This window comes from Bacillus capparidis (assembly GCF_017832095.1).
Lineage (GTDB): Bacteria > Bacillota > Bacilli > Bacillales > Bacillaceae > Bacillus > Bacillus gobiensis.
The window spans coordinates 602,240-626,643 of record NZ_JAFDST010000001.1 but is presented as its reverse complement, the minus strand read 5'-3'; the positions used below and the strand labels follow the sequence as shown (position 1 = coordinate 626,643).

The 24,404-nt window shown below is 40.2% G+C and carries 29 protein-coding genes and 3 pseudogenes; 10 read left to right on the top strand and 22 right to left on the bottom strand.

The window, feature by feature from the left end:
- Window positions 1-1,062: 1,062 nt before the first annotated feature.
- Together JOC74_RS24240 and JOC74_RS03145 are read right to left on the bottom strand one after the other, a co-directional pair.
- Complete coding sequence (locus JOC74_RS24240; protein ID WP_225970332.1) at window positions 1,063-1,161, bottom strand: putative holin-like toxin; 99 nt, start codon at window positions 1,159-1,161, stop codon at window positions 1,063-1,065.
- A 709-nt stretch (window positions 1,162-1,870) separates the two neighbouring features.
- Window positions 1,871-2,605 (bottom strand): annotated as a pseudogene (locus JOC74_RS03145) (DUF899 domain-containing protein).
- A 738-nt stretch (window positions 2,606-3,343) separates the two neighbouring features.
- Between JOC74_RS03145 and JOC74_RS03140 the strand changes: the two are divergent.
- Window positions 3,344-3,745 (top strand): hypothetical protein, encoded by a 402-nt coding sequence (locus JOC74_RS03140; protein ID WP_053602926.1) that lies wholly within the window; start codon window positions 3,344-3,346, stop codon window positions 3,743-3,745.
- A gap of 47 nt (window positions 3,746-3,792) precedes the next feature.
- On the opposite strand, the gene JOC74_RS03135 is transcribed toward JOC74_RS03140, so the two are convergent.
- The 3 genes from JOC74_RS03135 to JOC74_RS03125 form a co-directional block, all read right to left on the bottom strand.
- Window positions 3,793-4,053, bottom strand: a complete 261-nt coding sequence (locus tag JOC74_RS03135) for a DUF2164 domain-containing protein (protein WP_376773330.1) — start codon at window positions 4,051-4,053, stop codon at window positions 3,793-3,795.
- A gap of 83 nt (window positions 4,054-4,136) precedes the next feature.
- Entirely contained in the window at window positions 4,137-4,913 is a 777-nt protein-coding gene (locus tag JOC74_RS03130; RefSeq protein ID WP_053602925.1) for an ABC transporter permease, read from the bottom strand.
- A complete protein-coding gene (locus JOC74_RS03125) occupies window positions 4,910-5,536 on the bottom strand; it encodes an ABC transporter ATP-binding protein (protein ID WP_053602924.1) in 627 nt (208 codons plus the stop codon). The genes JOC74_RS03130 and JOC74_RS03125 overlap by 4 nt, the downstream gene beginning before the upstream one ends.
- A gap of 180 nt (window positions 5,537-5,716) precedes the next feature.
- Here JOC74_RS03125 and JOC74_RS03120 point away from each other — a divergent pair, with 180 nt between their 5' ends.
- Both JOC74_RS03120 and JOC74_RS23795 read left to right on the top strand, forming a co-directional pair.
- A complete protein-coding gene (locus JOC74_RS03120) occupies window positions 5,717-6,058 on the top strand; it encodes a hypothetical protein (protein ID WP_053602923.1) in 342 nt (113 codons plus the stop codon).
- Between the two features lie 24 nt (window positions 6,059-6,082).
- Window positions 6,083-6,205, top strand: coding sequence for a hypothetical protein (locus tag JOC74_RS23795; protein ID WP_264080163.1), 123 nt, complete (start codon window positions 6,083-6,085; stop codon window positions 6,203-6,205).
- Window positions 6,206-6,253: 48 nt separating this feature from the next.
- Here the strand turns inward: JOC74_RS23795 and parC are convergent, their stop codons facing one another.
- The 3 genes from parC to JOC74_RS03105 form a co-directional block, all read right to left on the bottom strand.
- Complete coding sequence (parC, locus tag JOC74_RS03115) at window positions 6,254-8,674, bottom strand: DNA topoisomerase IV subunit A (RefSeq protein ID WP_053602922.1); 2,421 nt, start codon at window positions 8,672-8,674, stop codon at window positions 6,254-6,256.
- A 26-nt stretch (window positions 8,675-8,700) separates the two neighbouring features.
- The gene (gene parE / locus JOC74_RS03110) at window positions 8,701-10,650 is read right to left on the bottom strand and encodes a DNA topoisomerase IV subunit B (protein ID WP_053602921.1); all 1,950 of its coding nucleotides are present in this window, start codon (window positions 10,648-10,650) and stop codon (window positions 8,701-8,703) included.
- 339 nt (window positions 10,651-10,989) lie between these two features.
- A complete protein-coding gene (locus tag JOC74_RS03105; protein WP_053602920.1) occupies window positions 10,990-11,409 on the bottom strand; it encodes a CoA-binding protein in 420 nt (139 codons plus the stop codon).
- A 167-nt stretch (window positions 11,410-11,576) separates the two neighbouring features.
- On the opposite strand from JOC74_RS03105, the gene plsY reads away from it, so the two are divergent.
- Together plsY and JOC74_RS03095 are read left to right on the top strand one after the other, a co-directional pair.
- Entirely contained in the window at window positions 11,577-12,167 is a 591-nt protein-coding gene (gene plsY / locus JOC74_RS03100) for a glycerol-3-phosphate 1-O-acyltransferase PlsY (protein WP_053602919.1), read from the top strand.
- Between the two features lie 45 nt (window positions 12,168-12,212).
- Window positions 12,213-12,500, top strand: coding sequence for a HesB/YadR/YfhF family protein (locus tag JOC74_RS03095; protein ID WP_053602918.1), 288 nt, complete (start codon window positions 12,213-12,215; stop codon window positions 12,498-12,500).
- A 35-nt stretch (window positions 12,501-12,535) separates the two neighbouring features.
- Here the strand turns inward: JOC74_RS03095 and JOC74_RS03090 are convergent.
- From JOC74_RS03090 to acnA, 7 genes and pseudogenes are all read right to left on the bottom strand, one after another.
- A pseudogene (locus tag JOC74_RS03090) lies at window positions 12,536-12,838 on the bottom strand (hypothetical protein).
- 1 nt (window position 12,839) lies between these two features.
- The gene (locus JOC74_RS03085) at window positions 12,840-13,256 is read right to left on the bottom strand and encodes an acyl-CoA thioesterase (protein WP_053602917.1); all 417 of its coding nucleotides are present in this window, start codon (window positions 13,254-13,256) and stop codon (window positions 12,840-12,842) included.
- An 88-nt stretch (window positions 13,257-13,344) separates the two neighbouring features.
- Window positions 13,345-13,578: a small acid-soluble spore protein Tlp gene (gene tlp / locus JOC74_RS03080; RefSeq protein ID WP_053602916.1), complete on the bottom strand. Its 234-nt coding sequence runs from the start codon at window positions 13,576-13,578 to the stop codon at window positions 13,345-13,347.
- Between the two features lie 3 nt (window positions 13,579-13,581).
- Complete coding sequence (locus tag JOC74_RS03075; protein WP_312883782.1) at window positions 13,582-13,725, bottom strand: acid-soluble spore protein N; 144 nt, start codon at window positions 13,723-13,725, stop codon at window positions 13,582-13,584.
- A gap of 67 nt (window positions 13,726-13,792) precedes the next feature.
- Window positions 13,793-13,918 carry an FbpB family small basic protein gene (locus JOC74_RS03070; RefSeq protein WP_082363773.1) on the bottom strand — a complete coding sequence of 42 codons (126 nt, stop codon included), beginning with the start codon at window positions 13,916-13,918 and terminating at the stop codon, window positions 13,793-13,795.
- A 76-nt stretch (window positions 13,919-13,994) separates the two neighbouring features.
- Window positions 13,995-14,504 carry a redoxin family protein gene (locus tag JOC74_RS03065; RefSeq protein WP_053602914.1) on the bottom strand — a complete coding sequence of 170 codons (510 nt, stop codon included), beginning with the start codon at window positions 14,502-14,504 and terminating at the stop codon, window positions 13,995-13,997.
- A 70-nt stretch (window positions 14,505-14,574) separates the two neighbouring features.
- On the bottom strand, window positions 14,575-17,298 hold the full coding sequence (gene acnA / locus JOC74_RS03060) for an aconitate hydratase AcnA (protein ID WP_053602913.1): 2,724 nt from the start codon (window positions 17,296-17,298) through the stop codon (window positions 14,575-14,577).
- Window positions 17,299-17,479: 181 nt separating this feature from the next.
- Between acnA and sspO the strand changes: the two genes are divergently transcribed.
- The 4 genes from sspO to JOC74_RS03040 all read left to right on the top strand — a co-directional run bounded on the left by sspO (window position 17,480) and on the right by JOC74_RS03040 (window position 18,897).
- The gene (gene sspO, locus JOC74_RS03055; RefSeq protein WP_082363769.1) at window positions 17,480-17,626 is read left to right on the top strand and encodes a small acid-soluble spore protein SspO; all 147 of its coding nucleotides are present in this window, start codon (window positions 17,480-17,482) and stop codon (window positions 17,624-17,626) included.
- A gap of 21 nt (window positions 17,627-17,647) precedes the next feature.
- Window positions 17,648-17,800, top strand: a complete 153-nt coding sequence (locus tag JOC74_RS03050; RefSeq protein WP_082363765.1) for a small acid-soluble spore protein P — start codon at window positions 17,648-17,650, stop codon at window positions 17,798-17,800.
- Between the two features lie 62 nt (window positions 17,801-17,862).
- Complete coding sequence (locus JOC74_RS03045) at window positions 17,863-18,240, top strand: Hsp20/alpha crystallin family protein (protein WP_211086041.1); 378 nt, start codon at window positions 17,863-17,865, stop codon at window positions 18,238-18,240.
- A gap of 228 nt (window positions 18,241-18,468) precedes the next feature.
- The gene (locus tag JOC74_RS03040) at window positions 18,469-18,897 is read left to right on the top strand and encodes a DUF2621 family protein (RefSeq protein WP_053602911.1); all 429 of its coding nucleotides are present in this window, start codon (window positions 18,469-18,471) and stop codon (window positions 18,895-18,897) included.
- Between the two features lie 46 nt (window positions 18,898-18,943).
- Here JOC74_RS03040 and JOC74_RS03035 read toward each other — a convergent pair whose 3' ends face one another.
- The 3 genes and pseudogenes from JOC74_RS03035 to JOC74_RS03025 form a co-directional block, all read right to left on the bottom strand.
- Window positions 18,944-19,426 (bottom strand): CcdC family protein, encoded by a 483-nt coding sequence (locus JOC74_RS03035; protein ID WP_053602910.1) that lies wholly within the window; start codon window positions 19,424-19,426, stop codon window positions 18,944-18,946.
- Window positions 19,427-19,498: 72 nt separating this feature from the next.
- Window positions 19,499-19,875: pseudogene (locus JOC74_RS03030) on the bottom strand (response regulator).
- 94 nt (window positions 19,876-19,969) lie between these two features.
- Window positions 19,970-20,680: a cytochrome c biogenesis protein CcdA gene (locus JOC74_RS03025; protein ID WP_053602909.1), complete on the bottom strand. Its 711-nt coding sequence runs from the start codon at window positions 20,678-20,680 to the stop codon at window positions 19,970-19,972.
- Window positions 20,681-20,856: 176 nt separating this feature from the next.
- On the opposite strand from JOC74_RS03025, the gene JOC74_RS03020 reads away from it, so the two are divergent.
- Entirely contained in the window at window positions 20,857-21,015 is a 159-nt protein-coding gene (locus tag JOC74_RS03020; RefSeq protein ID WP_082363761.1) for an aspartyl-phosphate phosphatase Spo0E family protein, read from the top strand.
- Window positions 21,016-21,077: 62 nt separating this feature from the next.
- Here the strand turns inward: JOC74_RS03020 and JOC74_RS03015 are convergent, their stop codons facing one another.
- The 4 genes from JOC74_RS03015 to JOC74_RS03000 all read right to left on the bottom strand — a co-directional run bounded on the left by JOC74_RS03015 (window position 21,078) and on the right by JOC74_RS03000 (window position 24,378).
- A complete protein-coding gene (locus JOC74_RS03015) occupies window positions 21,078-21,296 on the bottom strand; it encodes a YneF family protein (RefSeq protein WP_053602908.1) in 219 nt (72 codons plus the stop codon).
- Between the two features lie 52 nt (window positions 21,297-21,348).
- Window positions 21,349-21,828, bottom strand: a complete 480-nt coding sequence (gene sirA / locus JOC74_RS03010) for a sporulation inhibitor of replication protein SirA (protein ID WP_053602907.1) — start codon at window positions 21,826-21,828, stop codon at window positions 21,349-21,351.
- A 151-nt stretch (window positions 21,829-21,979) separates the two neighbouring features.
- The gene (tkt, locus tag JOC74_RS03005; RefSeq protein ID WP_053602906.1) at window positions 21,980-23,986 is read right to left on the bottom strand and encodes a transketolase; all 2,007 of its coding nucleotides are present in this window, start codon (window positions 23,984-23,986) and stop codon (window positions 21,980-21,982) included.
- A 161-nt stretch (window positions 23,987-24,147) separates the two neighbouring features.
- Window positions 24,148-24,378 carry a DUF896 domain-containing protein gene (locus JOC74_RS03000; protein WP_053602905.1) on the bottom strand — a complete coding sequence of 77 codons (231 nt, stop codon included), beginning with the start codon at window positions 24,376-24,378 and terminating at the stop codon, window positions 24,148-24,150.
- Window positions 24,379-24,404: the final 26 nt, after the last annotated feature.

Below are 24,404 nucleotides of genomic sequence, written 5' to 3'. Positions count from 1 at the left end.
GATATCGAAAAGTTCTGTATTTTCCGATAGTTCTATGCTGGAAATGCTAAATGAGTTAACGAATGCAAAAACACTTCTAATACCAAATCGGATAATTGTCATAGATATCATGACGGCACTTCATAAAATACAAAGAAAAACTCATGCTGGGCAGGAAACAAAGCGTGGATAGTCTTTCCTGATTTTCTTCATTTTAGAAAAATTGAAAAATCTAGAATTAGTATATCACACACATATTAACAATCCAATTAAAATCTTGAAATTGTTTTCAACTCAGAACAGACATCTTTACTTGATTCATATCTATACATCATAATTCTTGAATTCAAGGAATTACGTGAAATTTATATACTGTTTAAAATACTATCACTCTTTAATTATTTATGATTATTCTGTCATATATTTTTATTTCGATATAACAAATAATAATGATATTAGATATGTATTTCCCCTTTATTTGGTTTAATCAACCGTTACAAATAGTCCGAACGACCGGTTATTTTTATCCTTAAATTTTTAATCTGCAGATAGAAACACTGCAGCCGGCCCACTATTTAAAATAATCGGAAATAAAACGAAGGATATTTTTCAAAACCCAATCGTCCATATTAAACCCAAAACTGTTCTCTGGTAGGAGCTCTTTGTCCAATTGTTTTAACAAATGCTTTTTAACTTCCAAATTTCAAAGAAAGTGGATATCTGTCTTTTAATAGATTAAATTTTCAACATCTAAACAATATTTCTGGATGAAGAAATTCAAGGGAAAATCCATTCGCAGGAAGGAGATAAATTAAAATCGCCATGAGAAAGGATGCTCATTATTATCTCTCTGTTTGAACGATTCTTCCACTTGTGTACATTTTTTTATTTTTGCATTTGTTCCTTACTTTTTTGTTGCTTTACAAATATTGTAGGTATGCATATAATTAAAGTATATAGTGAATCATAGTAAAAAGGGACACCAGCTGCAACTGGCATCCCCTATATACAAGCTGCTCTGCATGAAGTGCAGCAACCTAAAATGAGAAATAATTCCCCATTACCGGTCAAAGCAGGGAGGAATTATTTCTTTTTATTCATAGAAATAATCACGGCTATCACAGATACGATTAGACTTGAAAACATGATCATCAAGACTAAGGTTTCGTAAAAGGATACCATCAGCATCACCCCCTCTCTTTCGAGGAAGTGGTTGCTGCCCACCTTGCTTATGCAACTGTATACATATAAATTATAGCATAACTGGTATATCCAGTTAGACGTTTTCATTAGATGTTCATCAGGTTTTCGTCAGCCAAAATTGAAGTGCCCTCCTCCCTTCACTACATAGTGAGCATTCCCCAGAATAGAAAACTCACTTTTTTCTTTTAGATATTACTCTTCTCATTAACTTGTTAATAAAACCAAATGGTAAGATGATTAAAAATAAATACATGGTTATTCGTTGAATCACCTTCCTTCTGTACAAAGATGGAAATGAGCCCATCAATGATAGGCTCATAACGAAAGTCGTTGGTCCAAATCAACATCAAATCTACTGTAAGGATTAATATGATTATAAATAAACGGTGAAAGTGCACTGAAATCCTCTGGAGTTATCTTTTCAAGCCATCCTTACTCCTTCGTATTGATTCCATTGGCCCAACTTGTTGTGCGATTCTTTCTGCAACTTGGAGATATGGGTACAACATCCATGGAAAAGTCGTGGCATCATAGTATTCCTGCCGATTTTCTTCAAGCTCGAGTGGTAAATCTACTTCAGGATTCTCGATTGGCGTCCGCGACCCAAATTTCCTTCTCTTGTTTGATAAGTAAGTCGCTTATCATAAAGCAATTGTGCTCCGACGACACTTAGAGCAAAATGAATCGCTTACTGGTGGCCACCTCTCGAATTGCAGCAGGAGTCCGAACCTTTAGAGTGATCGTATTCATCATGGAGGCGCCACCACTCGTACCTCGGGGTTTGCGGCCATCCCTCGGGCGAGTCCTCCTGTCGGCCGAACGGTGTCATGTCAAGCCAGTTGTAGGTGCCGAAGAGAATGTCGGTCCCGCGGTCCGTTGTGTGGTAAGTGTGAAAGACGTGGTCATTATCCCGGAGGAAGACACTTACACCACCCTGCTCGCCACCTTCATGGGTGGCCCCAAAGTCGTAGTTGAAATCGCTGCCGTACGAGGAATACCAAGGAACCGTCCAACCCATTCGCCGCTTGTAAGGGACGTATCACTTCATGATGGAACCAGGATCGGATCACCGCTGTCCGGTCTGTGAAAGTGGAGCGCGGGACACCAATACCAGAGTAGTGTCTCTTGCATGAATATGGGAGAGATGGCCGATGTTGTCAACGATAAATGAGCAGCTGAGCTGGCGGCGTCCATCGAAGAGGTTAATCAAACTCTCCTTACCGTTCGAACCCTCGAAAACGTAATCCTTTTCGATTTTCACCATCGGCAGCTTCCGGCGTTCTGCTGCCAACGCATCTTGCGCACGTCTAGCTTCCTTCTCTTTGATGAGAAGCTCCTTACGCGTGGTGAGCCAGTCGTTTTGAGAGACAACTTTTGGGAGTGCAATCTTGTTTTTTGCCAAATTAATGTTTTCTTTGTTCATTGTAATCGTCCTTTCTCTTAAAAGTTGTAGTTGATACCGAATACTTAGGCATAGAGCTTAAAAACTGGTTGACAATCGTGTGAGCGAACGGTCCCCTACTGGTCAACAGTTCCCTCTACTGGGGCAGACTTGACGCCGGTGCCAGCTTGGCCAAATCGTGCGGAAGTGATCGATTACATTACTTTTCATAAGATTATCACTTACACTTGCTGAATATTTCTTTTCGATTGCTCAATTAAAACCTCAGTATATAAATCGGTTGTTTTGTTCCCTTTATAAAATTCTTAATATTCATTAAGAACAGCTCTAGATTCAGATTATAAAATCGTCGATAATTAAATGTTTTAAAACCCCTTTTATAGATGATACTCCTCTCCCCATCATTAAAGAAAATAAAAATAGTTACAGAAATACAATCACGAAGCCCAGCGATAACAAGTCAAGCTTGTAGAATTTCAATATCGAATCGCATGAGGAATTTGTTTGTTTCTAAAATAACTGACTGCACCTAACACATCATTAATAGCTTAGCCTATTGGAAAACTTACTCTAAGTTTATCCTCGATAACCCTCAGTTCGAATTCCAAGATAATTCCCCTCCTTTAATGAAACCGCATACATTTGAGGATTTTTGTATTTCTCTCAATAATCTAATTGAAAATGAAATTTATATAGGCAAGTTTCCCTTCTTGGATCATTTCATATGATAAAAAAGAAACAGTTGAAAGGAGCTTTCTCATGTTCCCATTTTATACTTATGAATTTGACCCTTACAGGCAACAGTTTCCTGGTTCACCGCCTCCAGGGTTTGGCGGCCAAGGACAGCAGTTTCCCGGTTCACCTCCTCCAGGATTTGGCGGTCAAGGTCAATATACACCTGGTCCACCTTCGGGTCCGCCGCCGAGCTATATTCCGCAGCAGCAACAAGGCGGTCCGTCTGTTTATGCCGTTGATCCGGGCGGAATAAGAGGCTGTCTATTTCGTTTCACGTTTATTCGTTTAGAAAATGGCGCGAGATTCTGGTTTTTCCCTACCTTTGTCGGCCGCAGATCCTTAGCTGGTTACCGATGGAGACCTCGTCGGTATCGATGGGTTTACTTCGGCATTGACCTTGATGAAATCACTTCCTTTAGCTGCTAATAATCACGACATTAAGGCCGCTCCATTGCAAGAGCGGCCAGTATTATTTATGAATTATGTATTCTTTTTTCCAAAGCAAACAGCTCATCTTCCATGGCTTGTGCCTTATCTTCCAGCACTTTTCGGCAGTCTGATACCCCTAGATTATAAAAATACGGGCCAAGCTTTTCTTTTATAAAGGCAAAGGCTTGTTCGGCAGCAAGTTCGCCGATTTCTTCGTCCCTTTCTTCATAGAAAAATTGCTGAATATCACTGATAATCTGATCCTTCTCTTCTTTCTTCAATGAAAGATGCATGATATCACCCATTTCTTTTTCTTACTCACCATTCTTTACTTCTATCATCGCTTCCTATTATACCCCTGTTTCACCTTTTAAACTAGTTTATGGTATTACAAGAGTTGCTTATGTTCATTGAAAAATGCTTTTTTGGCAAGCTGTAAAAAGAGAAAAGTAGAGATGGAAACTCCGCCCAAGATTCCTAAAAGGATAGCGATTTGATATTGGATCGACAATAACGGACTGGTTCCAGAGAGAATTTGCCCTGTCATCATCCCTGGCAGAAAGATGATTCCCATCCCAAGCATACTATTAATGGTTGGAAGGATCGCGGAGTCAAACGCAGAGTTAACAATGGTTTTCATTGATTTTTCCGGAGTCGCACCCAGCATTAATGCTGCTTCCACATATCTGCGTTCGCTTTTCATCCCTTCCATTAGTCTTTTGATTGCAAGCGTTATTCCTGTCATTGCACCGCCGATGACCATTCCGCCAATCGTTATAAAGTAGCGCGGATCGTACCAAGGCTCTAAATGAATAACGACAAATTGAAAATAGAAGAGAGCAACTAAAGGTCCTGTAAACATAGAAAGAATAATAACTTTCTTTAATTGCTTGTTTATAGGGTCTACTTGCTGAAAGATTGTATAAACGGCAAAAGCAAGCATGCACAAAATGACTATTACCGTAACAAATGGATTCGGCCTTTCAAATATATAAGCAAGTACATAACCGACTAGTGAAAGCTGAATGGTCATCCGGAGAGTTGCAAGAATAATGAGTTTTTCCCTTTTTACCCCTCTCCATTTCACGACTGCCACTAAAAATACAACAAATAAATAAGCAGCCGCCAATCTCCACAATTCGATTTCTATCACACCATTTGTCATTTTGATTCACCCATCCTTGATAACGTGATGATATGGTCTGATACCTCTTTCGCTGCCTCCACCGAATGGGTAACCATCACGACCGTCTTATTCTGCTCTTTCATTTCATGAATGAAGCTTCGTAATACATCCAGCTCTGTTTCTTCATCCAAAGCTGACGTTGGTTCATCCAACAAATAAACATCCGCCTCCATCGATAGTATCCGTCCAATTGCAACCCGCTGTTTTTCTCCTCCTGAAAACTGCATAGGATCATCGTCAAGGTTTTTATGTAAATGGACAATTCGCAAAAGTCTCTGCAGCTTTTCATCAGGCAAAGTCTCTTTTTCAGAAAAGTGTCTTCCTATATTTATATTCTCCCTGAGATCTCCATCAAAGATGACCGGTTCCTGACCAAGCATAACCACCCTTCTTCTAAGATTGACCGGATCAATTTTAGATAATGGCTTGTCTTTCATCCATATCTCTCCCTGATCCGGCTCAATCATTCGATTTAATAGCTTTAAGAAGGTGGATTTACCGGCTCCGCTTTGCCCCACAATCGAGGTCACACGATTTGCAGCAATATTTATGTCATCCAATGATAGAATCGTTTTGTACTGTACATTCTGTAAATGAAACATTCAAAACACTCCAATCGTTTATGTCATTCCCTTTCTAAAAAAAGCCCCATTCAACTCAATATTAGGCTATTTAAGAAAAAATGTCAGGCTATAACTTTCACAAAATCATCATCTTTTACTCTTTAAAAATTAAAACGTTTATGATAAAATGAAACATCCTTACAGAAGGGTGTGAGATAAATGAACAAAAGGATCATTATTAAGGTTTGTGTTCTTGTATTTGCCCTGGCTAGCATTCATTTATTCTCATTTTCTCATTCTCAGATCTTCCATCAAAGCAAAGTCATTGCTGATCACGAATCTGAGCAGGTAGTGACGAGCCATCAATCTGACAATGAGGATAAATTCCTTCTTGGGATATTCGGAAATGCAGAACAGCTCTTAAAACTTCTCCTTTTTACATCAGGGAGTCTCTTATTATTTCATGTTCTGCGAAACATTCGACGAAAAGGATTTATGCTGGCCGAGTTTTATCAGTCATCCTATCTTGGGTCATCATTTGTTCATCTGCCAGAATTGTAAAAATAATAACTGGAGGTAAACAAAATGATGATTTTTAGAGCCATTATCCTTGCTGCATTTTCAATTACTGCCTTAAATTTAGTACTATATCAAGGCATAGAATTTGTGCATGCATTTATGGATATGTTTCATCACGATAAAAACTGATCAATGTTTAAGAAACCCATCCCGCTTTTTCGGGATGGGTTTTATTTATTATTCTGTCTGTAGTTCGAGCCAGACATCCGTTACTTTTCCAGCGTCATCCTCATCTATAATAAATGAGCCATTGCTGTATCTGTCACTGTTTCTGTAATTCTTTACGTCCACTGTCTCTCGTATGCCTTTTTCGGATTCGATTCCAATTTGGCTGTCTGAATCACAAACGATGACAGTTTTTACCCGGTGAGGATTTTTCTTCAGCTCTCTCAGCATCTGAACTCCCCGCTTTGCCCTCGACGTTTTTTCGAATTCGGATATGCTCATTCGTTTAAATGCCCCTCTTTGGGTAACGAGAGCGAGCAGCGCACCTTCATCTGCAAGCTGTGCGGATACGACTAAATCATCCTCTTTTAAATTGATACCTTTGACTCCTGCAGCTCTTGCGCCAACCACACTGATTTCTTCTTCAGAAAACCAGAGTCCGTAACCTAAATATGTAGCGATGAACAGGTTTTTTTCACCATTTGCGACATGCACATCGACGACCTCATCGTCACCTTTAAGATTTATCGCAACGAGAGGCTTTGAATAGCGCTGGGCTTTATATTGGGCAAGTTCCGTTTTCTTTGCCATCCCGTTTTTCGTAATAAATACAAGATATTCATCCGTTTTGAATTCCTTGATCGGAATCGCCTTAACAATAGACTCATTTCCATCAATCGGAATCAGATTTGTAAAGTGCTGTCCGAGATCCTTCCAGCGGATATCAGGCAGTTCATGCACCCGGCAATAAATGAAGCTTCCTTTATTCGTGAATAACAAGACGGTGTCTGTCGTATTGACCTCAAATTGATGCAGTAGCCGGTCTGTTTCCTTCATGCCGAAATCCTGTCCGTTTGAGGCCGCATAGGACCGCTGGCTTGTCCGTTTGATATATCCGTCCTTTGTCACCGTCACATAGACATCTTCTGAGGCGACAACTACCTCGAGATTGATTTTGATTTCCTCAATTTTTTCTTCAATCACAGAACGGCGATCATCAGCATATGTTTTTCTCAGCTGTTTTAAATTTGTTGTGATTACTTTAAAAAGCTTACTTTCATCTGAAAGGATTGCTTCAAGCTCAATGATCTTCTTTTCTAATTCGCTTGCTTCAGCCTCTAACGCAGTAATATCGGTATTGGTCAATCGATAAAGCTGCAAGGATACGATCGCTTCAGCCTGAGGCTCTGTAAAAGCAAAGGCTTCGATCAAATTGTTCTTCGCGTCTCGTTTATCGTTTGAAGCACGGATGGTTGCAATTACTTGATCGAGAATGGAGAGTGCTTTTATCAGCCCTTCCACAATATGCTGTCTTTCCTTAGCCTTTGACAGCTCATACTTCGAACGATTAGTGATGACTTCTTTTTGGTGCTCGATATACGCATCCAAAATGGATGGAAGGCTCATTAGCATTGGCCTTCTTTTATGAATCGCCACCATATTGAAATTGTACGAAATTTGAAGGTCGGAATTTTTAAATAAAAAGTTCAACACACCTTGTGCATTAGCTTCTTTTTTCAGTTCAATGACGATGCGAAGACCTGTTCTATCTGTCTCGTCGCGAATTTCGGAAATTCCTTCGACCTTTCTATCCAGCCGGTATTCGTCCATTTTCTTGACGAGATTAGCTTTATTCACCTCATAAGGAATTTCAGAAATGACGATTTGCTGTTTCCCGCCTCTTACCGTTTCTATTTCCGTTTTCGACCGGACAATCACTTTTCCTTTCCCTGTTTCATAGGCTTTTTTGATTCCATCAATACCTTGGATAATCCCGCCTGTTGGAAAGTCCGGACCTTTAACGGCTCCCATAAGATCATCAACCGTGCAATTCGGTTTCCGTATACGCATGATGACGGCATCAATGACCTCACCTAAATTATGGGGAGGAATGTCCGTAGCGTATCCGGAGGAAATGCCGGTTGAACCGTTGACCAAAAGATTGGGAAACATCGCGGGAAGAACTAATGGTTCATTGCTCGTGTCATCAAAATTAGGAACAAATTCAACCGTCTGTTTTTCAATATCTCTTAGAAGCTCTGCCGCGATTGGAGATAGCCTTGCCTCTGTATAACGCATCGCAGCAGAAGGGTCTCCGTCAATGCTTCCGTTGTTTCCGTGCATTTCCACAAGAATGTTTCGCACTTTCCACGTTTGGCTCATTCGAACCATTGCTTCATAAACGGATCCATCACCGTGCGGATGATAATTACCGATCACATTCCCTACCGTTTTTGCGGCTTTGCGGAAGCTCTTGTCGTGAGTATTTCCATCCTGGTGCATCGCATATAAGATTCTGCGTTGAACGGGTTTTAGCCCGTCTCTTGCATCCGGCAATGCACGATCCTGGATAATGTATTTGCTGTACCGGCCAAACCGGTCGCCAATGACCTCTTCAAGAGGCAGGTCATGGATTTTTTCTACTTGTGACATGTGTACCTAAACCTCCTCAGGTGGCTTTAGAGGGTTTCATTTTCTAAAATATTACTTTCCTCTTCAAGTCCAAACGCTACATTTTTTTCAATCCATTTTCTTCTCGGCTCTACTTTATCTCCCATCAACGTTGTTACTCTTCGTTCAACTCTTGCAGCATCATCGATTCGTACCCGGACAAGCGTTCTTGATTCTGGGTTCATCGTGGTTTCCCATAGCTGGTCGGGATTCATCTCACCCAGTCCTTTGTATCGTTGAATCGTAGTGCCTTTCCCAACTTTTTTGAGAATAGCATCTTTTTCTTCGTCAGACCAAGCGTATTCAATGATTTCTTTTTTACCCTGTCCTTTGCTCACCTTGTAAAGGGGCGGCATCGCGATAAATACCTTCCCCTGTTCTATGAGAGGCTTCATATAGCGATAGAAAAACGTCAGGAGAAGTACTTGTATATGGGCGCCATCCGTATCCGCATCTGTCATTATGACTACTTTATTGTAATTGATATCCTCAACTTGGAATTCAACTCCGACCCCGCCGCCAATGGCATGGATGATCGTATTGATTTCCTCATTTTTAAAGATATCAGACAGCTTTGCTTTTTCTGTATTGATCACTTTTCCCCGAAGAGGCAAAATCGCCTGAAATTTTCGGTCTCTCCCTTGTTTTGCGGAACCTCCGGCAGAATCACCTTCGACAAGGTAAAGTTCATTTCTTTCGGGGTTTCTCGAGCCAGCTGGTGTCAGCTTGCCGCTTAATGTTGTCTCAGACCGCTTTCTTTTCTTCCCGCTTCTTGCTTCTTCTCTTGCCTTTCGAGCGGCTTCTCTCGCCTGAAACGCTTTGATAGATTTTTTCACCAGCAAGCTTGCCGTTTCCCTGTTTTCTTCAAGAAAATAAGCCAATTGGCCGGAAATGATACTGTCGACTGCAGACCTGGCTTCACTCGTACCTAGTTTCCCTTTGGTTTGCCCTTCAAACTGAAGAATCTCCTCAGGTATTCGTACCGAGATAATAGCGGCCAATCCTTCCCGAATATCCGTTCCTTCCAAGTTTTTATCCTTTTCTTTTAATAAGCCGACCTTGCGGGCATATTCATTAAAGGCGCGGGTCAGTGCTGTTTTCGCGCCAGACTCGTGTGTGCCACCGTCTTTTGTGCGAACATTGTTTACAAAGGATAAGATGTTATCAGAATAACCATCATTAAATTGGAAGGCAAAATCGACCTCAATCCCGTTTTGCTCGCCTTCAATGGAAACCACTTCACATAGAGGATCCTTTTCTTCATTTAAATAGCTTACAAACGCTTCAATTCCAGTTTCGTAAAGATATTCTTCTTTCGTATCATTGCGTTCATCGATTAACTCTATTTTCAAGCCTTTGATTAGAAATGCCGATTCCCTTAATCTTTCGGAAAGCGTATCAAAATTATAGGCTATCGTGCTGAACATTGTTGGATCAGGCTTAAAATGAATGAGTGTGCCAGTTTTTTTCGTCGTTCCGATTTTATCTAATGAGGTAGCCGGTTTGCCTCCGTTTTCAAAGCGCTGCCTGTACATATTTCCATCCCGCTCTATCGTGACTGTCAGCCATTCGGACAGCGCATTAACGACAGACGCACCAACACCATGCAAGCCGCCGCTCGTTTTGTATCCGCCTTGTCCAAACTTTCCTCCGGCATGAAGGACTGTGAGGATGACTTCAGGCGTGGGTTTTCCAAGCTTATGCATCCCGGTTGGCATCCCTCTCCCCCGGTCCTGGACGGATATACTGTTATCTTTATGTATTTTAACAATGATGTGTTTACCATTGCCGGCCAGCACTTCATCCACTGAATTATCGACGATCTCATAGACGAGGTGATGGAGCCCCCTGCTATCTGTCGAGCCGATATACATTCCCGGGCGTTTTCTAACCGCTTCCAGGCCCTCGAGTACTTGTATGGAATCATCATTATAATCAAACTGCTGCTTCATAGCCAAGCGAATAAACCCCTTTCTTTTCGACCAAAATACATTAATAATTTGTTTATCATATCGGTTGAAAAGAGAGCACTTTTGATTTTATTAACTCTCTTTTATATTTCGGGAATATTTGAATTCAATATTATAGGTGTATTTATATTTCAATTCAAGATGGTTTTTATTTTATTTGTTTTACAAAATACGAACGTATGTTTTGTATTGTAAGGAATATTTAAGAAAATAGCAAGCAGGGACGGAGATTCTCTTACAGTGCAAAAGCTGTCCAAGCTTCATTGTACCTGATTCGCTGATGAATTTCTTTAAAAAACGCAAAAATCCTTGAATGATCAAGGATTTTTATGAATGACTCGGTTTTGTTAAAGAATGTGCAACTTTGATGCAGAAATCCATAATAACTGGATGTCCCTCAGCTTTTAAGAGCTTGTAGGCTTCTTCATTAGCAATTCCCTGCTGCGCCCAAAATACATCAGCGTCGGCTTCTAAAAATTCTTTTGCAACTGCCGGCAAATGCTCGGAGCGGCGAAACACGTTGACAATATCAACATGACCGTCGATTTCCTTCAAGCTTCCTACAGCTTTTACTCCTAAAGCCTCATCGATTGTAGGGTTGACGGGAAGGATCTCATAGCCAGCATCCTGCATTGCTTTAGCAACCATGTATGACGTACGGCTTGAATTATTTGACAAGCCAACGACTGCAATTCGTTTGCTCTTTTCTAAAATATTTTTTATTTCCTCTTTTGAAGGGTTTTGCATATAATCATCTCCTTAGTAAGTAGTGTACCTTATCCTAGTGATTTATTTCAAAAAATTGAATACCGCCACGATTCTTGTAAGCAAACTTTACAAAAACATCACGACTGAATATCTATTCTCATGGTACAATAGGTGTACGTTAGCTGCAGGAAAAGGAGAAGAAAAGTATGGTAACTGCTTTATTATTTGTTGCTGCTTATTTGCTTGGCAGCATTCCATCCGGTTTAATCGTCGGAAAACTTGGGAAAGGTATTGATATCAGGGAGCACGGAAGCGGGAATTTAGGAGCAACGAACGCATTTAGAACACTAGGCGTTCCGTCCGGTTCAATTGTTATTGTTTCTGATATATTAAAAGGAACAATTGCGGCAAGCCTCCCATATTTTTTTATAGAACCAACAGTTACACCATTATGTTTGCTTTTGGGTGTCGCTGCAGTAATAGGTCACATCTTCCCTGTTTTTGCAGGATTTAAAGGCGGAAAAGCAGTAGCTACGTCTGGAGGGGTCTTGCTCTTTTATTCCCCTTTGTTATTTATTACAATGATCGGAGTCTTCTTTCTTTTGCTTTATTTATCAAAATACGTTTCCCTGTCGTCGATGCTTGCCGGGATCTATGCAGTGATTTTCAGTTTATTCACCGGTGATCTTTTTCTGATCATCATTGTATTGGCATTGACGAGTGCCGTCATTTACAGGCATCGAGCAAATATAAAGAGGATCATGAATAAAACGGAACCGAAAATCACTTGGTTATAAGGATCGATTTCCTAATCAAACATTCGGATAAGGAGTGGAAAGAAAATGGATGTCAAAATAGATGCGAATGCGCTGAATTGGTATAAAGACGAATTGGATTTGCAGAATGGCGACTATGTCAGATTTTTTGTTCGCTACGGTGGCTGCAGTGCAGTTCAACAAGGATTTTCATTAGGTGTTGCTAAGGATCGCCCTCAGCATCTCGGCGTCAGCACTGAAGTTGAAGGCATTACCTTTTTTATCGAAGAGCAGGATGTTTGGTATTTCGACGACCATGATCTCGTCGTAGGTTACAGCACTTCCTTGGAAGAACCTGAATTTCAATATGCCTAAGGCCACTAAAATAACCGCACATTCGTTTTGTGCGGTTATTTTAGTTTAAATCGCTTGATATGATCAAATAGCTTCTCTTTTTTTAATATCATCAGCTGCTTTTCTCCCATTAGATCAAAGTGGGGATATTTTGTTCGATGATGAATCCATTCTTTTTTTAACCCGTACTTCTCGCCCCATTTAGCAAGCTTTGCGATATCACTTGAGCCGGCTTTTGTCACTGTAGTTGAATCGGGATACCGATCATCCAGCTAAAAGTGGGTAAGAAAAGCAATATTCCCTTGCAAAACATTGCTTTTCCACTCATTCAGCTCGTCGCGTTTTACACCAAATGCCATCTTATTTTTTCGCCTCTTCATACGCTTTGTGCCATTCCGGGTAATACTTTCTAAATTGAATCGGCTTAAAGTTCTCTTTTTTTACACAAATATGAGAAGATGTCCCCGTCAGCGCTGTTTCGTTGTCCGGCGTTTTAATTTCATAACCGTATGTCGTTTTAAAACCGTTATATGCTTCAACCCACGTATATACGATAGCTGTCTCCCCATAATGGAGAGATTTTTTATAGCTGACAGCGATATCAATTACGGGAGAGATAATCCCATCTTTCTCCATATCCGCATAGGAAAATCCCATCTCTTGAATTAAGGCCGTTCTTCCAAGCTCCATCCAAATCAAATAGTTGGCATGATACACGATTCCCATTTGATCAGTTTCAGCATACCTGACCTCGATTTCTTTTTTTGAAATATACATGCTGCTCACCCCTGTAAGACGTATCACCTTTCATCTTAGCACATGAATATTTTCCTAGCCAAAATAAAAAACCAGGAAACCCTGGTTCTTACTCATTATTTTGCCGGTCGGCCGATTCATCCTGTATTTCACTTCGCATCGATTCTATGCTTTCTGCTCTTCTTTTATTTTTTGCTTGTATTTGTTCTTTTTCATCATTTGAGGCAAATTGCAGCGTGTCTTCCGCTTCTTCGAAATTTTCGATTGTATTCTGAACCATATCCTGAAGTTTTTCGACGTTGTCCGAACGATTATCCGGGTTTGGTTGGTTGTTTTCTGTCATTGTCTATTCTCCTTTTGTTTGAATAATATCCGGCTGTTTATTGGACTTGTCACTCATTTTTTTTCCTTTGTTGCGATTGTTTTCAATCGGTTTGGTTCCTAAATGATTCGGTGCGAACCTTGATTGCTTGTCATGTTGGTTTCCGATGTTCATTCCCTCCTTTACTCATAGAGTGCGCAAAAGAGGAAAAGAACATGAAAGAAAAATGAAAAAATTACTTTTGCCTAAACCTCTCATCCAGCTTTTCTTCCAGCTGGCTCATGTATTCCGTATTATTCATCAGCTCTCGTTTATTTTCCAGAACCAATTCCTCAAGCGTTTTTCGTCTCATTTTCTTCATCACTATCACCTCCACAATCATTTTTCACCATCAATACCATCCTTCATACAAAAATCAAATAAGAAAAAGCTATCTTTTATAGATCAGATAGCTTTTGTTCCATTTCTTTTAATGTCATACTGCCAAGCTTGATTTCTGTAATGATTCCTTCTTCATTTATGAGAAACGTCGTCGGATACGAAATAATCTCATACCGTGCATTGATCCCTTTCTCATCCAACAAAACCGGAAAGGTAATATTGTGTTTTTCGGCAAAATTCCGAACTGCTGCAGAGTTTTTTTCAGAGGATGTAAAATTGACGGCTAATACGGCCACCTCTTCCTCACTTTTATTTTGAAGCGTTTCCAAATCTGGCATTTCTTCAATACACGGCTTGCACCATGTCGCCCAAAAATTCAAAAAGACTTTTTTTCCTTTGTAATCTGAAAGTGAGACAGCTTTACCGTCTAACGTTTGCAATGTGAAGTCCGGAGCTTCATTACCCTCAGAAATACCTATTGCAGGCTTTTGATGAGTAAAAACATTCCAAATCGCAAAACAGGTTAATCCCAGAAGAAAAGCCACGGCAAAAAATTTAATTTTCACTGTAATCTCCCTCTCAACAATTTAAAAAGAAGAGAAAGCCTTGCTTGGCCTTCTCTTCTATTCCATAGACTTACTTCAATTTTTCGCGAAGTACCATTTGCAGGATACCGCCATGGCGATAGTAATCAATTTCGATCTCGCTGTCAAAACGAACGAGGGCTTCAAATGATGTAACCTCACCCTGTTCACTCGTCGCTCTAACCGTAACGATATCTCGAGGTTTAACTGTTTCATCAATATCCACTTCAATGGTTTCTTTTCCAGTTAACCCTAATACTTCGGCGTTTTCACCTTGTTTAAATTGAAGAGGAAGAACTCCCATCAATACTAGATTGCTTCTGTGAATTCTTTCAAAGCTTTCGGCTATTACTGTTTTAATACCAAGAAGGTTTGTTCCTTTTGCCGCCCAGTCGCGGGATGATCCCATGCCATAGTCTTTACCGGCAAGAACGGCAAGGCCGGTGCCTTCTTCTTTGTATTTCATGCACGCTTCATAAATCGAAGTGACTTCCCCAGTTGGCCAAAAGGTTGTATAACCGCCTTCTGTTCCAGGAGCAATTTGGTTTTTAATCCGGATATTCGCGAACGTTCCTCTCATCATGACTTCATGATTACCGCGTCTTGAACCGTAAGAGTTAAAGTCACGCGGTGAAACACCTTTAGACTGAAGGTATTTACCAGCAGGGGTGTCTTTACCAATCGCTCCGGCAGGCGAAATGTGATCTGTTGTGACCGAATCGCCAAATTTACCTACGACACGAAGCCCTTTCAGAGGTTCAACCGTTCCCGGCTCAACTGACAGGTTTTCAAAGAACGGCGGATTTTGAATGTACGTCGACTCAGTGTCCCACTTGTACAATGCTTCGTCCGTTGTTTCGATTTCATTCCAACGTTGATTGTCATCAAAGACGTGCTCGTATTCTTTTTTGAACAATTCAGGAGTTACTGTTTGATTTACTACTTGGTTGATTTCATCCATCGTTGGCCAAATGTCGTCAAAATAGACATCCTTGCCGTCTTTATCAACACCGATTGGATCTGTTTTTAAATCGATATCGACTGTTCCTGCTAGTGCATAGGCAACGACGAGCGGCGGAGATGCAAGATAGTTTCCTTTCACTAGCGGATGAATTCTTCCTTCAAAGTTACGGTTCCCGGAAAGAACTGATGTGATCAATAAATCACTTTCTGCGACCGCTTCTTCAATTTCTTGCTCTAATGGGCCGGAGTTTCCGATACATGTCGTACATCCGTAGCCGACGAGATTAAAGCCAAGCTCGCGAAGATAAGGAAGAAGTCCGGAATTAACTAAGTATCCGGTAACAACTTTTGAACCTGGCGCAAGTGATGTTTTTACGTAATCAGGAACCTGCATGCCAAGCTCCGTCGCTTTTTTTGCAACTAGGCCAGCACCAACCAATACGTAAGGGTTTGACGTATTTGTACAGCTGGTAATCGCTGCAATCGCAATTGCACCTGTTTTCATGACCGTTTCTTTTCCGCTCGCCAGCTTGAATTTTACTTCTTTATTGATTTCATCTGCTTCCAAACCAAAACCTTGGTTGCCGGCAGCGCTGGTTAGATGATTATGAAATGTTTCTTTCATTGCAGAAAGCGGGATTAAATCCTGAGGACGTTTAGGTCCTGAAAGATTAGCTTCGATTTCTGACAAATTAATTTCAACTGTATCAGTAAACTCAGGCTCCTCTGCATCAGGAGTATAAAATAAGCCGTTTTGTATACAGTATTCTTTTACAACATCGATATGCTTGTCTTCTCGGCCGGTTAACTTCATATAAACCAGAGCTTCATCATCGACAGGGAAAAATCCGCAAGTCGCTCCGTACTCTGGAGCCATGTTCGCAATCGTTGCACGATCGGCCAATGGAAGTTCAGCAACACCAGGACCATAAAACTCAACAAACTTGCCAACTACACCTTTTTCACGAAGAACCTGTGTCACTTTAAGCGCCAAATCGGTTGCTGTCGTTCCATTAGGAAGCTTACCGACAAGCTTTGCACCAATCACTTCTGGAACTGGGAAATAAGATGGCTGACCAAGCATACCTGCTTCGGCTTCAATACCGCCAACTCCCCATCCAAGAACGCCAATCCCATTGATCATCGTCGTATGAGAATCGGTACCGACTAGAGAATCCGGATAGGTAACAGTTTCTCCGTCTATCTCTTGCTCATGGACAACGCTTGCAAGATATTCCAAATTCACTTGGTGGACGATACCTGTTGCAGGCGGTACTGCTTGATAATTATCGAAGGCTTTCTTTGCCCAGCTTAAGAATTTGTATCGTTCTTCGTTTCGTTCAAACTCGAGATCCATATTGATTGCCAATGCATCTTCGGTACCTGCTTTATCTACCTGTACTGAGTGGTCAATAACCAAATCCACAGGGATTTCAGGATTGATTTTGTCAGGATCTCCCCCAACGGAATCCATTGCTTTACGTAAAGAGGCAAGGTCAACGACTGCAGGAACGCCAGTGAAATCCTGTAAAATAACTCTCGACGGTTTAAAAGGAACATCGATCTCCTTGACGTCCGACGTACCCCATTTTGCCAGATTTTCCACGTGTTCTTTCGTAATGACTTTGCCGTCTACTTGGCGAAGAACGGATTCCAACAATACTTTGATGGAATAAGGAAGTCTTGAAACCTTTCCTGCTCCTTGTTCTTCCAATGCTTTTAATGAATAATAATAGTACGTTTTTCCATTCACAGTAAATGATTTTCTTGCTTGAAATACATCATTTTTAACAAGCTTCTGCTGATTTGCCATTCAGTTTAAATCCCCCTTAGGTCAAGATCAATTTCAACGTTTATTTGCATAATCTTCTACAAATTTATTTTAAAGTAATTTTATACATAAGTAAATATCAATGTATTTATCAAAATTGATAAGAACACCTTATGCTTCTTTTTCAGATAGACGGTCACACTATAGATGAGGTGAAGACATTTTGACTAAGCGAAAAGCCAATCATGTCGTAAATGGCATGAATGCAGCAAAGGCGCAAGGCAGAGGTGCCGGCTATAACGAGGAACACCAAGAGGTATTAACTGAAGAGGAAAGACAAAACAATAAAAAAAGAAAAACCAACAGGTAAGTCCCACGGAGGTAACGATAGATGACAAATAAAAACAGCGGTAAAGACATTCGAAAAAATGCGCCAAAGGGACATCAGCTTGGACCGGGTCAGCCTGAGCCTTTAAGCGGAAGTAAAAAGGTAAAGAACAGGAATCACTCTCGCCAAAAGCATAACAGCCACCACGATTTTTAAGCGTCACCATTCCCCCACCTGCTTGCATAAACTATAGATATGCCAGGTATGGGGGAATATCAATGTCAAAAGAAAAAAAAGCCAAGCCTGATGATTTCGAAAGATTGGACGATTGGATGAAGCAGTTTTTAGACGACCCTTATGCGATTTATGACGATAAATTTCCTATCGATTTGTATGAAACAACGAATGAGTATATTGTAGAAGCCGACATAAGTTCTTTTCATGTGACCCAAATAGAAATCAATTATCATAATCAAGAACTCTGTTTAACTGTAAAGACAGAAAAAGAAGACTTTACTAAAAACCTCTTTCTCCCCTTCGATTTAACCGATAAATCCATTGAAACTGAATGTGCTAACCACATCCTCTCAATAAAAATTGCCAAGCAGCAGAACGGTGATCATTCTTCTTTCTCCATTATTCTTCCGTTCCAATAAGCACAAAAACAAACCGCGCTCTGCCCAAGGAACGCGGTTTCTATTTTCGTTCATTTACGTCAATACCCATTCATGTGTTCTCCATGGCCAAATAGTAGATCACATGATATGTTTTATTCTATGTTTTCTTTTTTTAATTGACTAGACGAAACCCTCTATTTTCTCTTTTTTTCATTTTTTTCTATTGTTTCTTGCGGTAAAATGTAAGAGCAAAGGGGTGAATGGGAGATGCTAGAGGGATGGTATCTATGGATGATCTTGGGCTGGGGAGCAACAATGATCGTCTTGCTTGCGATAGGCGGATTTTTTATGTTTCGAAAGTTTTTAAAACGGCTGCCGAAAGAAGACGGGAGGTCCGATCTCGATTGGCAGGACTACTATATTGAAAAAAGCAAGCATCTTTGGACAAAAGAGAAAATCAACCTGTTAAATGAATTGGTTTCGCCTGTCCCAGATCTATTTCGTGATGTTGCAAAAGCGAAAATCGCAGGAAAAATCGGCGAGCTTGCTATAAAAGAAGACGCAGATGCCATTAGCTTGGACTTGATCATCCGAGGATATATTCTTGCAACACCAAAAAGAGACCACAAATTTTTGCGAAAGCATCTAAAGGAAAAAAATATTGACTTCTCCGCTTATGAGATTTTAATGAAGTAAAAATAGAGCCAATAAAAAGAACCCTTCCTACGCGAAAAGGTTCTTTTTAATTTAACTGGATATTTGATGAGTGAAGCTTGCTATAAAGCTTTCGATAGGATATATACATCGCCACTCTCCATGGCACAATCATTCCGAAGGCCAATATCCAAAACATTCCGCTTAACGCGCCGTAATCCACTGTTGAGCTCATAACCGTCTTCATCACAATCCGGATAACTAAAAGACCAATGAGAATAAAAATAAATGCCTTCGAACGTTTCAAATAAATTTGATTCTCCCGGACTTCAAACTTAGATGTAATGATTAAAAAAATCGAAAAAAACATCCCAACTGCAATGGCTTCCAAAAACTCGGCAGCGGTCACTTTAAACACAGGAAAAAGAAACATAAGCGCGCCTGTGCTCATGAATATGGGCGGCAAAATAATTTTTTTCGAGGTAGCCGGCTTTTCAGACGATTTCACCCTAATAAACATGACAAGGAGAGCCATGAAAACTGCAAAAACGGAGGATAGTATAATCATCAATTGACATCACCCTTTTTTGTACTCTATCTATACTATACTCCAATCCAATAAAAAAAACCATTTAGCGTAAGATTAAATGGTTTTGTTTACATTCATCATCAACCGATTAATTGCTTCAATTACTTTCGACTCTTCAAAAGGCTTCACAATATAATCTTTCGCTCCATTTTCGATAGCTTCGACTACCAGCCTTTGCTGCCCCATTGCTGAACACATGATGATATTCGCTTTTGGGTTGATCGCTATCATTTCTTTAACATTTCGATACCGTTTTTAACAGGCATCGTAATATCAAGGGTTACTAAATCAGGTTTTAATTCGATAAATCGAGAAAGTCCTTCTTCTCCGTCAGATGCTTCACCTACGACGTCCATCCCTATTTTTTCAACAATTTCTCTTATCTTTAATCTAATAAACTTAGTATCATCAATAATCAGGACTTTAGTCACTCATCCCACTCCTTGATTCCTAAAAATTAATTAATTTAACTTAATTATATAGGAAAATAGAACCGAAATCATCCAAGGAATGTTTTTTAACTTTCTAAAATCCTGTAAACCCTCCGAAAACATCTGATAATAGGATAATGATTTTTGTCATCCAATCAAAGTAAAGCAGGATTCCTACGAAAATCATAACGATGCCGCCTGTCCGCATGAACAGCAGCTGATGTTTTTTTATCCATTGTAATTTTGAAATAAAGAACGACAACACGAAAAATGGAATGGCAAAGCCTGCGACGTATAACATCATATAAGGTACTGATGAACCAGGATTTGTACTAGCTAGTGAAATCACTGCTGCTAGAATCGGACCTGTACAAGGAGTCCATCCAGCTGCAAACGCCATTCCGATAACAACAGAACCAATGATTCCGGCTGGCCGGTTTTTAAGATGGAAGCGGCGCTCCTTCATCATAAACTCGGGCTTAAACACGCCAAGCGTGATCAATCCGAAAAAGATAATCAAAATTGCCCCCAGTTGACGAATAAACTCCTGATAACGGAAGAAAAAGCCGCCTATGAATGACGTGCTATACCCAAGGGCCACAAAAATGATCGAAAAGCCGATTAGGAAAAAAAGCGTATGGAGTACCCCTTTTCTGCTGGACATTGTTTTATCTGCTTGGACATCGCCAGTACTAATTCCCGTAATATAAGACAAAAATGCAGGATATAACGGCAGACAGCATGGCGAAATAAATGACAAAAAACCTGCCCCCAACGCAAGAAAATAATTAATATTCGAACCCATTCCCTCACCCCTCTATGTAGTGTACCAGAAACCCTTCTATCATAATTATTTCATGGCATGACAATTTCATGTCATTTTATTGTCATCTTCTCCGAAGCGCTTTATTCGAGCAAAGAAAGTCGCTATACTTTTGAAAATAAAAGATTACTATTACGAAATTGGAGAGGTAACGTCCGTTGACTAATAAACTACTTTCAGAAATTGAGAAAAAAAGAGACGAGCTTTTACATGTAGTTAAAGCGAATGGAATAAAGTCGCCGGCTGTATTAGAATACAGCCAGCAATTAGATTATCTAGTTCTTGAATATCAAAAACTACACCAGTCAGACAGATAAAGTTCTCCAAAAATAAAAAACCCCAAAAAGGGTTTTTTAATGATTATTGATATGCAGACCATTTATTTCACTTGGTTGTTCATAGCTTTCATCATTTGGTTAATTTTTTTCTGAGATGGCTTCATGCCCATTTGCATCATCATCATTCGAAGCATTTGCTCATTAATTGGCGGATTCTTTTTAAGATAACTCATCATATATTTACGAGCAATAAAAAACCCGAGTGCAACTCCAGCAAGCAATGCAAGAACTCCAACCAGGATGACAACCCATAAATCCATAATATTTCCTCCTTCATGTTGTCTCGATTAAAGTGTACTAAACCAAAGGATATTATACAACATTTCCGCCATAGATTTCTTGTTTTTTAGACAAATTTTCTTCTTTTACTGGGTTTAGCCATCCATAACGATTTGTTCTAAAATCCATTGCCAAAAAGCAAGGACTTATCTTTCGCAATATTTCAAAAAAGATAGTTTCCGCTTCATAATCGCCGCTTGCAAGCACTTCAATATGTCGATCCTTCATCATAAATGTGGCACAGCCTCTACCATTTGGCATTACTGCTCTGTATAAAGAATTAATTTGGACGAAATCAAGCTGGTTCAATTCAACATTCAATTTTTGATGCATAGAAAGCATAGGTATCGGCTTAGTAATATAGTCCACTTGTTTAGATACAAGTATATACTCATCCCGTGTGAGGTTTGTCCAATGATAGTCACGAAAAAGATGGTACATAACGGATTCCCTTCCAAAATAGTGAGAAGCAAATTCATCCTCGATTAAATAAGTGTAATAGTGACGGTCCATTCCCCGCATCTCCTTTCATGCCGGTAACCCTTCATTTTAAGCTCTATTATACAAAATAGTATAATCAAGGATTGTCATTTGGTGGCAAGAGAGAAGACTATTTTTGTCGAACAAAAAAAAGAGAATGAAAACTCATTCTCTTTTTCCTCACTTACTTATTTAAAAGATTTTTAACTCGGTTTACAACATTAGAAGTTGTAAATCCAAACTCTTTGATAATGGTATCACCAGGAGCAGATGCGCCAAATTGATTGATGCCGAGAATATCTCCCTCTGATCCTGTGTACCTTTCCCAACCAAATGGGGAAGCCATTTCAATCGCTAAACGTTTTGTAACCTGTGATGGCAGTACAGACTCTTTATATTCATCTGATTGGCTTTCAAACCGATTCCACGAAGGCATGCTGACAACGGAAACATCGATATTTTCTTTAGCAAGCTCTTCCTGTGCGGCTAATGCAAGGTTTACCTCTGAACCAGTAGCAAGAAGCAAAGCATCTGCCTGTTCATTTTTACTTGCAGAGACAACGTATGCTCCTTTTGACACACCTTCAAACGCAGTGTCTGCAGACTGATCAATCGTTTCAAGGTTTTGCCTTGTCAAAACAAGTGCAGTAGGATGCGTTTCAGATGAAACAGCAAGCTTCCAAGCAGCAGCCGTTTCATTCGCATCAGCAGGACGGATAACTGACAAATTAGGCATCGCGCGTAATGAAGGAAGCTGTTCAATCGGCTCATGCGTCGGTCCATCTTCGCCGACTGCTACACTATCATGAGTAAACACATAGGTAACAGGCAATCCCATGAGAGAAGCAAGGCGGATAGCTGGACGCAAGTAGTCAGAGAATACAAAGAACGTTCCGGCAAACACTCGTAATCCGCCATGCAGCGCCATTCCATTCAAAGCGGCTCCCATTGCAAATTCACGAACACCGAACCAAATATTTTTCCCTGAATAATCAGCAGCTGAAAAATCTTTGGCATTCTTTATTGTTGTTTTGTTGGATCCTGCTAGGTCTGCAGAGCCACCGAAGAAAAACGGAAGGTTCTTTGCAATACCGTTAAGTGCCTCTCCGGAAGAAGCTCTTGTTGCAAGCTTGCTACCTTTCTCGTATACAGGGATATCCTTGTCCCAGCCTTCCGGAAGCTCTCCTTTTATACCTGCTTCAAGCAGCGCGGCAAGCTCTGGATATTCTTTTTTATATTCAGAAAATAACGCGTTCCATTCGCTTTCTTTTTTCTTCCCAGATTCCTTAATCTCAGTTTGGAAATGGTCATACACTTCTGAAGGAACATAAAAATCCTCATCATATGTCCACTTATAGGCTTCTTTTGTCAATTTGGTTTCATCAAGACCAAGCGGAGCTCCGTGAACCCCGGATGTTCCTGCGCGGTTAGGAGAACCAAAGCCAATGGTTGTTTTAATTTCAATCAATGTAGGCTGTGATTGGTTTTGTTTTGCTTTTTCAATTGCAGCTGAAATTTCTTCAACATTATTTCCGTCTTTGATGTAAAGTACTTCCCAATTCAAAGCTTCAAAGCGCTGTTTTACATCCTCTGAGAAGGATTGATGAAGTTCTCCGTCCAAAGAAATATCATTGGAATCATACATGACGATAAGGCGACCCAATTTTAAATGTCCGGCTAAAGACGCCGCTTCATTAGAAATGCCCTCCATCAAGTCTCCATCTCCGCAAATGGCATATGTAAAGTGATCTACAATATTAAAATGATCACGGTTGTAAGTCTCTGCCAAATGACGTTCTGCTAATGCCATTCCGACTGCCATTCCGATTCCTTGTCCAAGTGGACCCGTTGTTGCATCTACTCCAGCAGTATGGCGGAATTCAGGATGACCAGGCGTCTTGCTTCCCCATTGTCTGAAGCTTTTCAGGTCATCAATTGTCAAATCGAAACCGCTTAAATGCAGCATGCTGTACAAAAGTGCAGAACCGTGACCTGCTGAAAGAACAAAACGGTCTCTGTTAAACCATTCAGGATTTTCCGGGTTAATATTCAAATGCTTGGCCCATAAAGAATACGTCATTGGAGCAGCTCCCATAGGCATTCCTGGATGGCCAGAGTTGGCTTTATCTACAGCGTCTATAGACAGTGTCCGAATTGTTGCAATAGATTTTGATTCGATTGAATTTGACATAGTTATCCCCTTTCTTGTGCTTTATTCACTACACTATTTTATCATAAAACTCTCTAAATGTTTTCACAACTTTTTTGTGTGGTTTAAGAAAAAGGAATTATTTCCTTAAAGAGAGAGTAAAACTCAGTCGAAAAAGCAAATATGAATAAAGAACTGTCGGATTAATGAAGATCCTTTCGCTTCTCGTTTTTTAATTTCTCAGGAGTCACATCCTGTCCGTTAGGATCAATAACTGTAACGCCTTTTAACGTTTTTTTCATAGAAGAACGGAAGCTTTTTAAATATTCTTCACGCAATTTCTTCTGTTCAGCCTGCTCTTCAGCTGTAATTTGTCCTGACTTTGACTTATTTGAAAGTTCATTTATTCTGGCAATCTTATCTTTGGAAAGCATAACCTTCTCCTTCAAGTGGTTTATTC

Excerpts from the sequence above, each read along its gene's own strand:
- JOC74_RS03025 (WP_053602909.1), bottom strand. The coding sequence starts at position 20,680 with ATGGGTTCGAATATTAATTATTTTCTTGCGTTGGGGGCAGGTTTTTTG.
- JOC74_RS03070 (WP_082363773.1), bottom strand. The coding sequence starts at position 13,918 with ATGAAGAAAATGAGACGAAAAACGCTTGAGGAATTGGTTCTGGAAAAT.
- JOC74_RS03140 (WP_053602926.1), top strand. The coding sequence starts at position 3,344 with ATGTTCCCATTTTATACTTATGAATTTGACCCTTACAGGCAACAGTTT.
- JOC74_RS03050 (WP_082363765.1), top strand. The coding sequence starts at position 17,648 with ATGACAAATAAAAACAGCGGTAAAGACATTCGAAAAAATGCGCCAAAG.
- JOC74_RS03000 (WP_053602905.1), bottom strand. The coding sequence starts at position 24,378 with ATGCTTTCCAAAGATAAGATTGCCAGAATAAATGAACTTTCAAATAAG.
- JOC74_RS03125 (WP_053602924.1), bottom strand. The coding sequence starts at position 5,536 with ATGTTTCATTTACAGAATGTACAGTACAAAACGATTCTATCATTGGAT.
- JOC74_RS03105 (WP_053602920.1), bottom strand. The coding sequence starts at position 11,409 with ATGCAAAACCCTTCAAAAGAGGAAATAAAAAATATTTTAGAAAAGAGC.
- JOC74_RS03045 (WP_211086041.1), top strand. The coding sequence starts at position 17,863 with ATGTCAAAAGAAAAAAAAGCCAAGCCTGATGATTTCGAAAGATTGGAC.
- tkt (WP_053602906.1), bottom strand. The coding sequence starts at position 23,986 with ATGTCAAATTCAATCGAATCAAAATCTATTGCAACAATTCGGACACTG.
- JOC74_RS03135 (WP_376773330.1), bottom strand. The coding sequence starts at position 4,053 with ATGGGTGATATCATGCATCTTTCATTGAAGAAAGAAGAGAAGGATCAG.
- JOC74_RS03040 (WP_053602911.1), top strand. The coding sequence starts at position 18,469 with ATGCTAGAGGGATGGTATCTATGGATGATCTTGGGCTGGGGAGCAACA.
- JOC74_RS03015 (WP_053602908.1), bottom strand. The coding sequence starts at position 21,296 with ATGGATTTATGGGTTGTCATCCTGGTTGGAGTTCTTGCATTGCTTGCT.
- JOC74_RS03130 (WP_053602925.1), bottom strand. The coding sequence starts at position 4,913 with ATGACAAATGGTGTGATAGAAATCGAATTGTGGAGATTGGCGGCTGCT.
- sirA (WP_053602907.1), bottom strand. The coding sequence starts at position 21,828 with ATGGACCGTCACTATTACACTTATTTAATCGAGGATGAATTTGCTTCT.
- acnA (WP_053602913.1), bottom strand. The coding sequence starts at position 17,298 with ATGGCAAATCAGCAGAAGCTTGTTAAAAATGATGTATTTCAAGCAAGA.
- JOC74_RS23795 (WP_264080163.1), top strand. The coding sequence starts at position 6,083 with ATGATGATTTTTAGAGCCATTATCCTTGCTGCATTTTCAATTACTGCC.
- plsY (WP_053602919.1), top strand. The coding sequence starts at position 11,577 with ATGGTAACTGCTTTATTATTTGTTGCTGCTTATTTGCTTGGCAGCATT.
- JOC74_RS24240 (WP_225970332.1), bottom strand. The coding sequence starts at position 1,161 with ATGGTATCCTTTTACGAAACCTTAGTCTTGATGATCATGTTTTCAAGT.
- JOC74_RS03120 (WP_053602923.1), top strand. The coding sequence starts at position 5,717 with ATGAACAAAAGGATCATTATTAAGGTTTGTGTTCTTGTATTTGCCCTG.
- tlp (WP_053602916.1), bottom strand. The coding sequence starts at position 13,578 with ATGACAGAAAACAACCAACCAAACCCGGATAATCGTTCGGACAACGTC.
- JOC74_RS03095 (WP_053602918.1), top strand. The coding sequence starts at position 12,213 with ATGGATGTCAAAATAGATGCGAATGCGCTGAATTGGTATAAAGACGAA.
- parC (WP_053602922.1), bottom strand. The coding sequence starts at position 8,674 with ATGTCACAAGTAGAAAAAATCCATGACCTGCCTCTTGAAGAGGTCATT.
- JOC74_RS03085 (WP_053602917.1), bottom strand. The coding sequence starts at position 13,256 with ATGTATATTTCAAAAAAAGAAATCGAGGTCAGGTATGCTGAAACTGAT.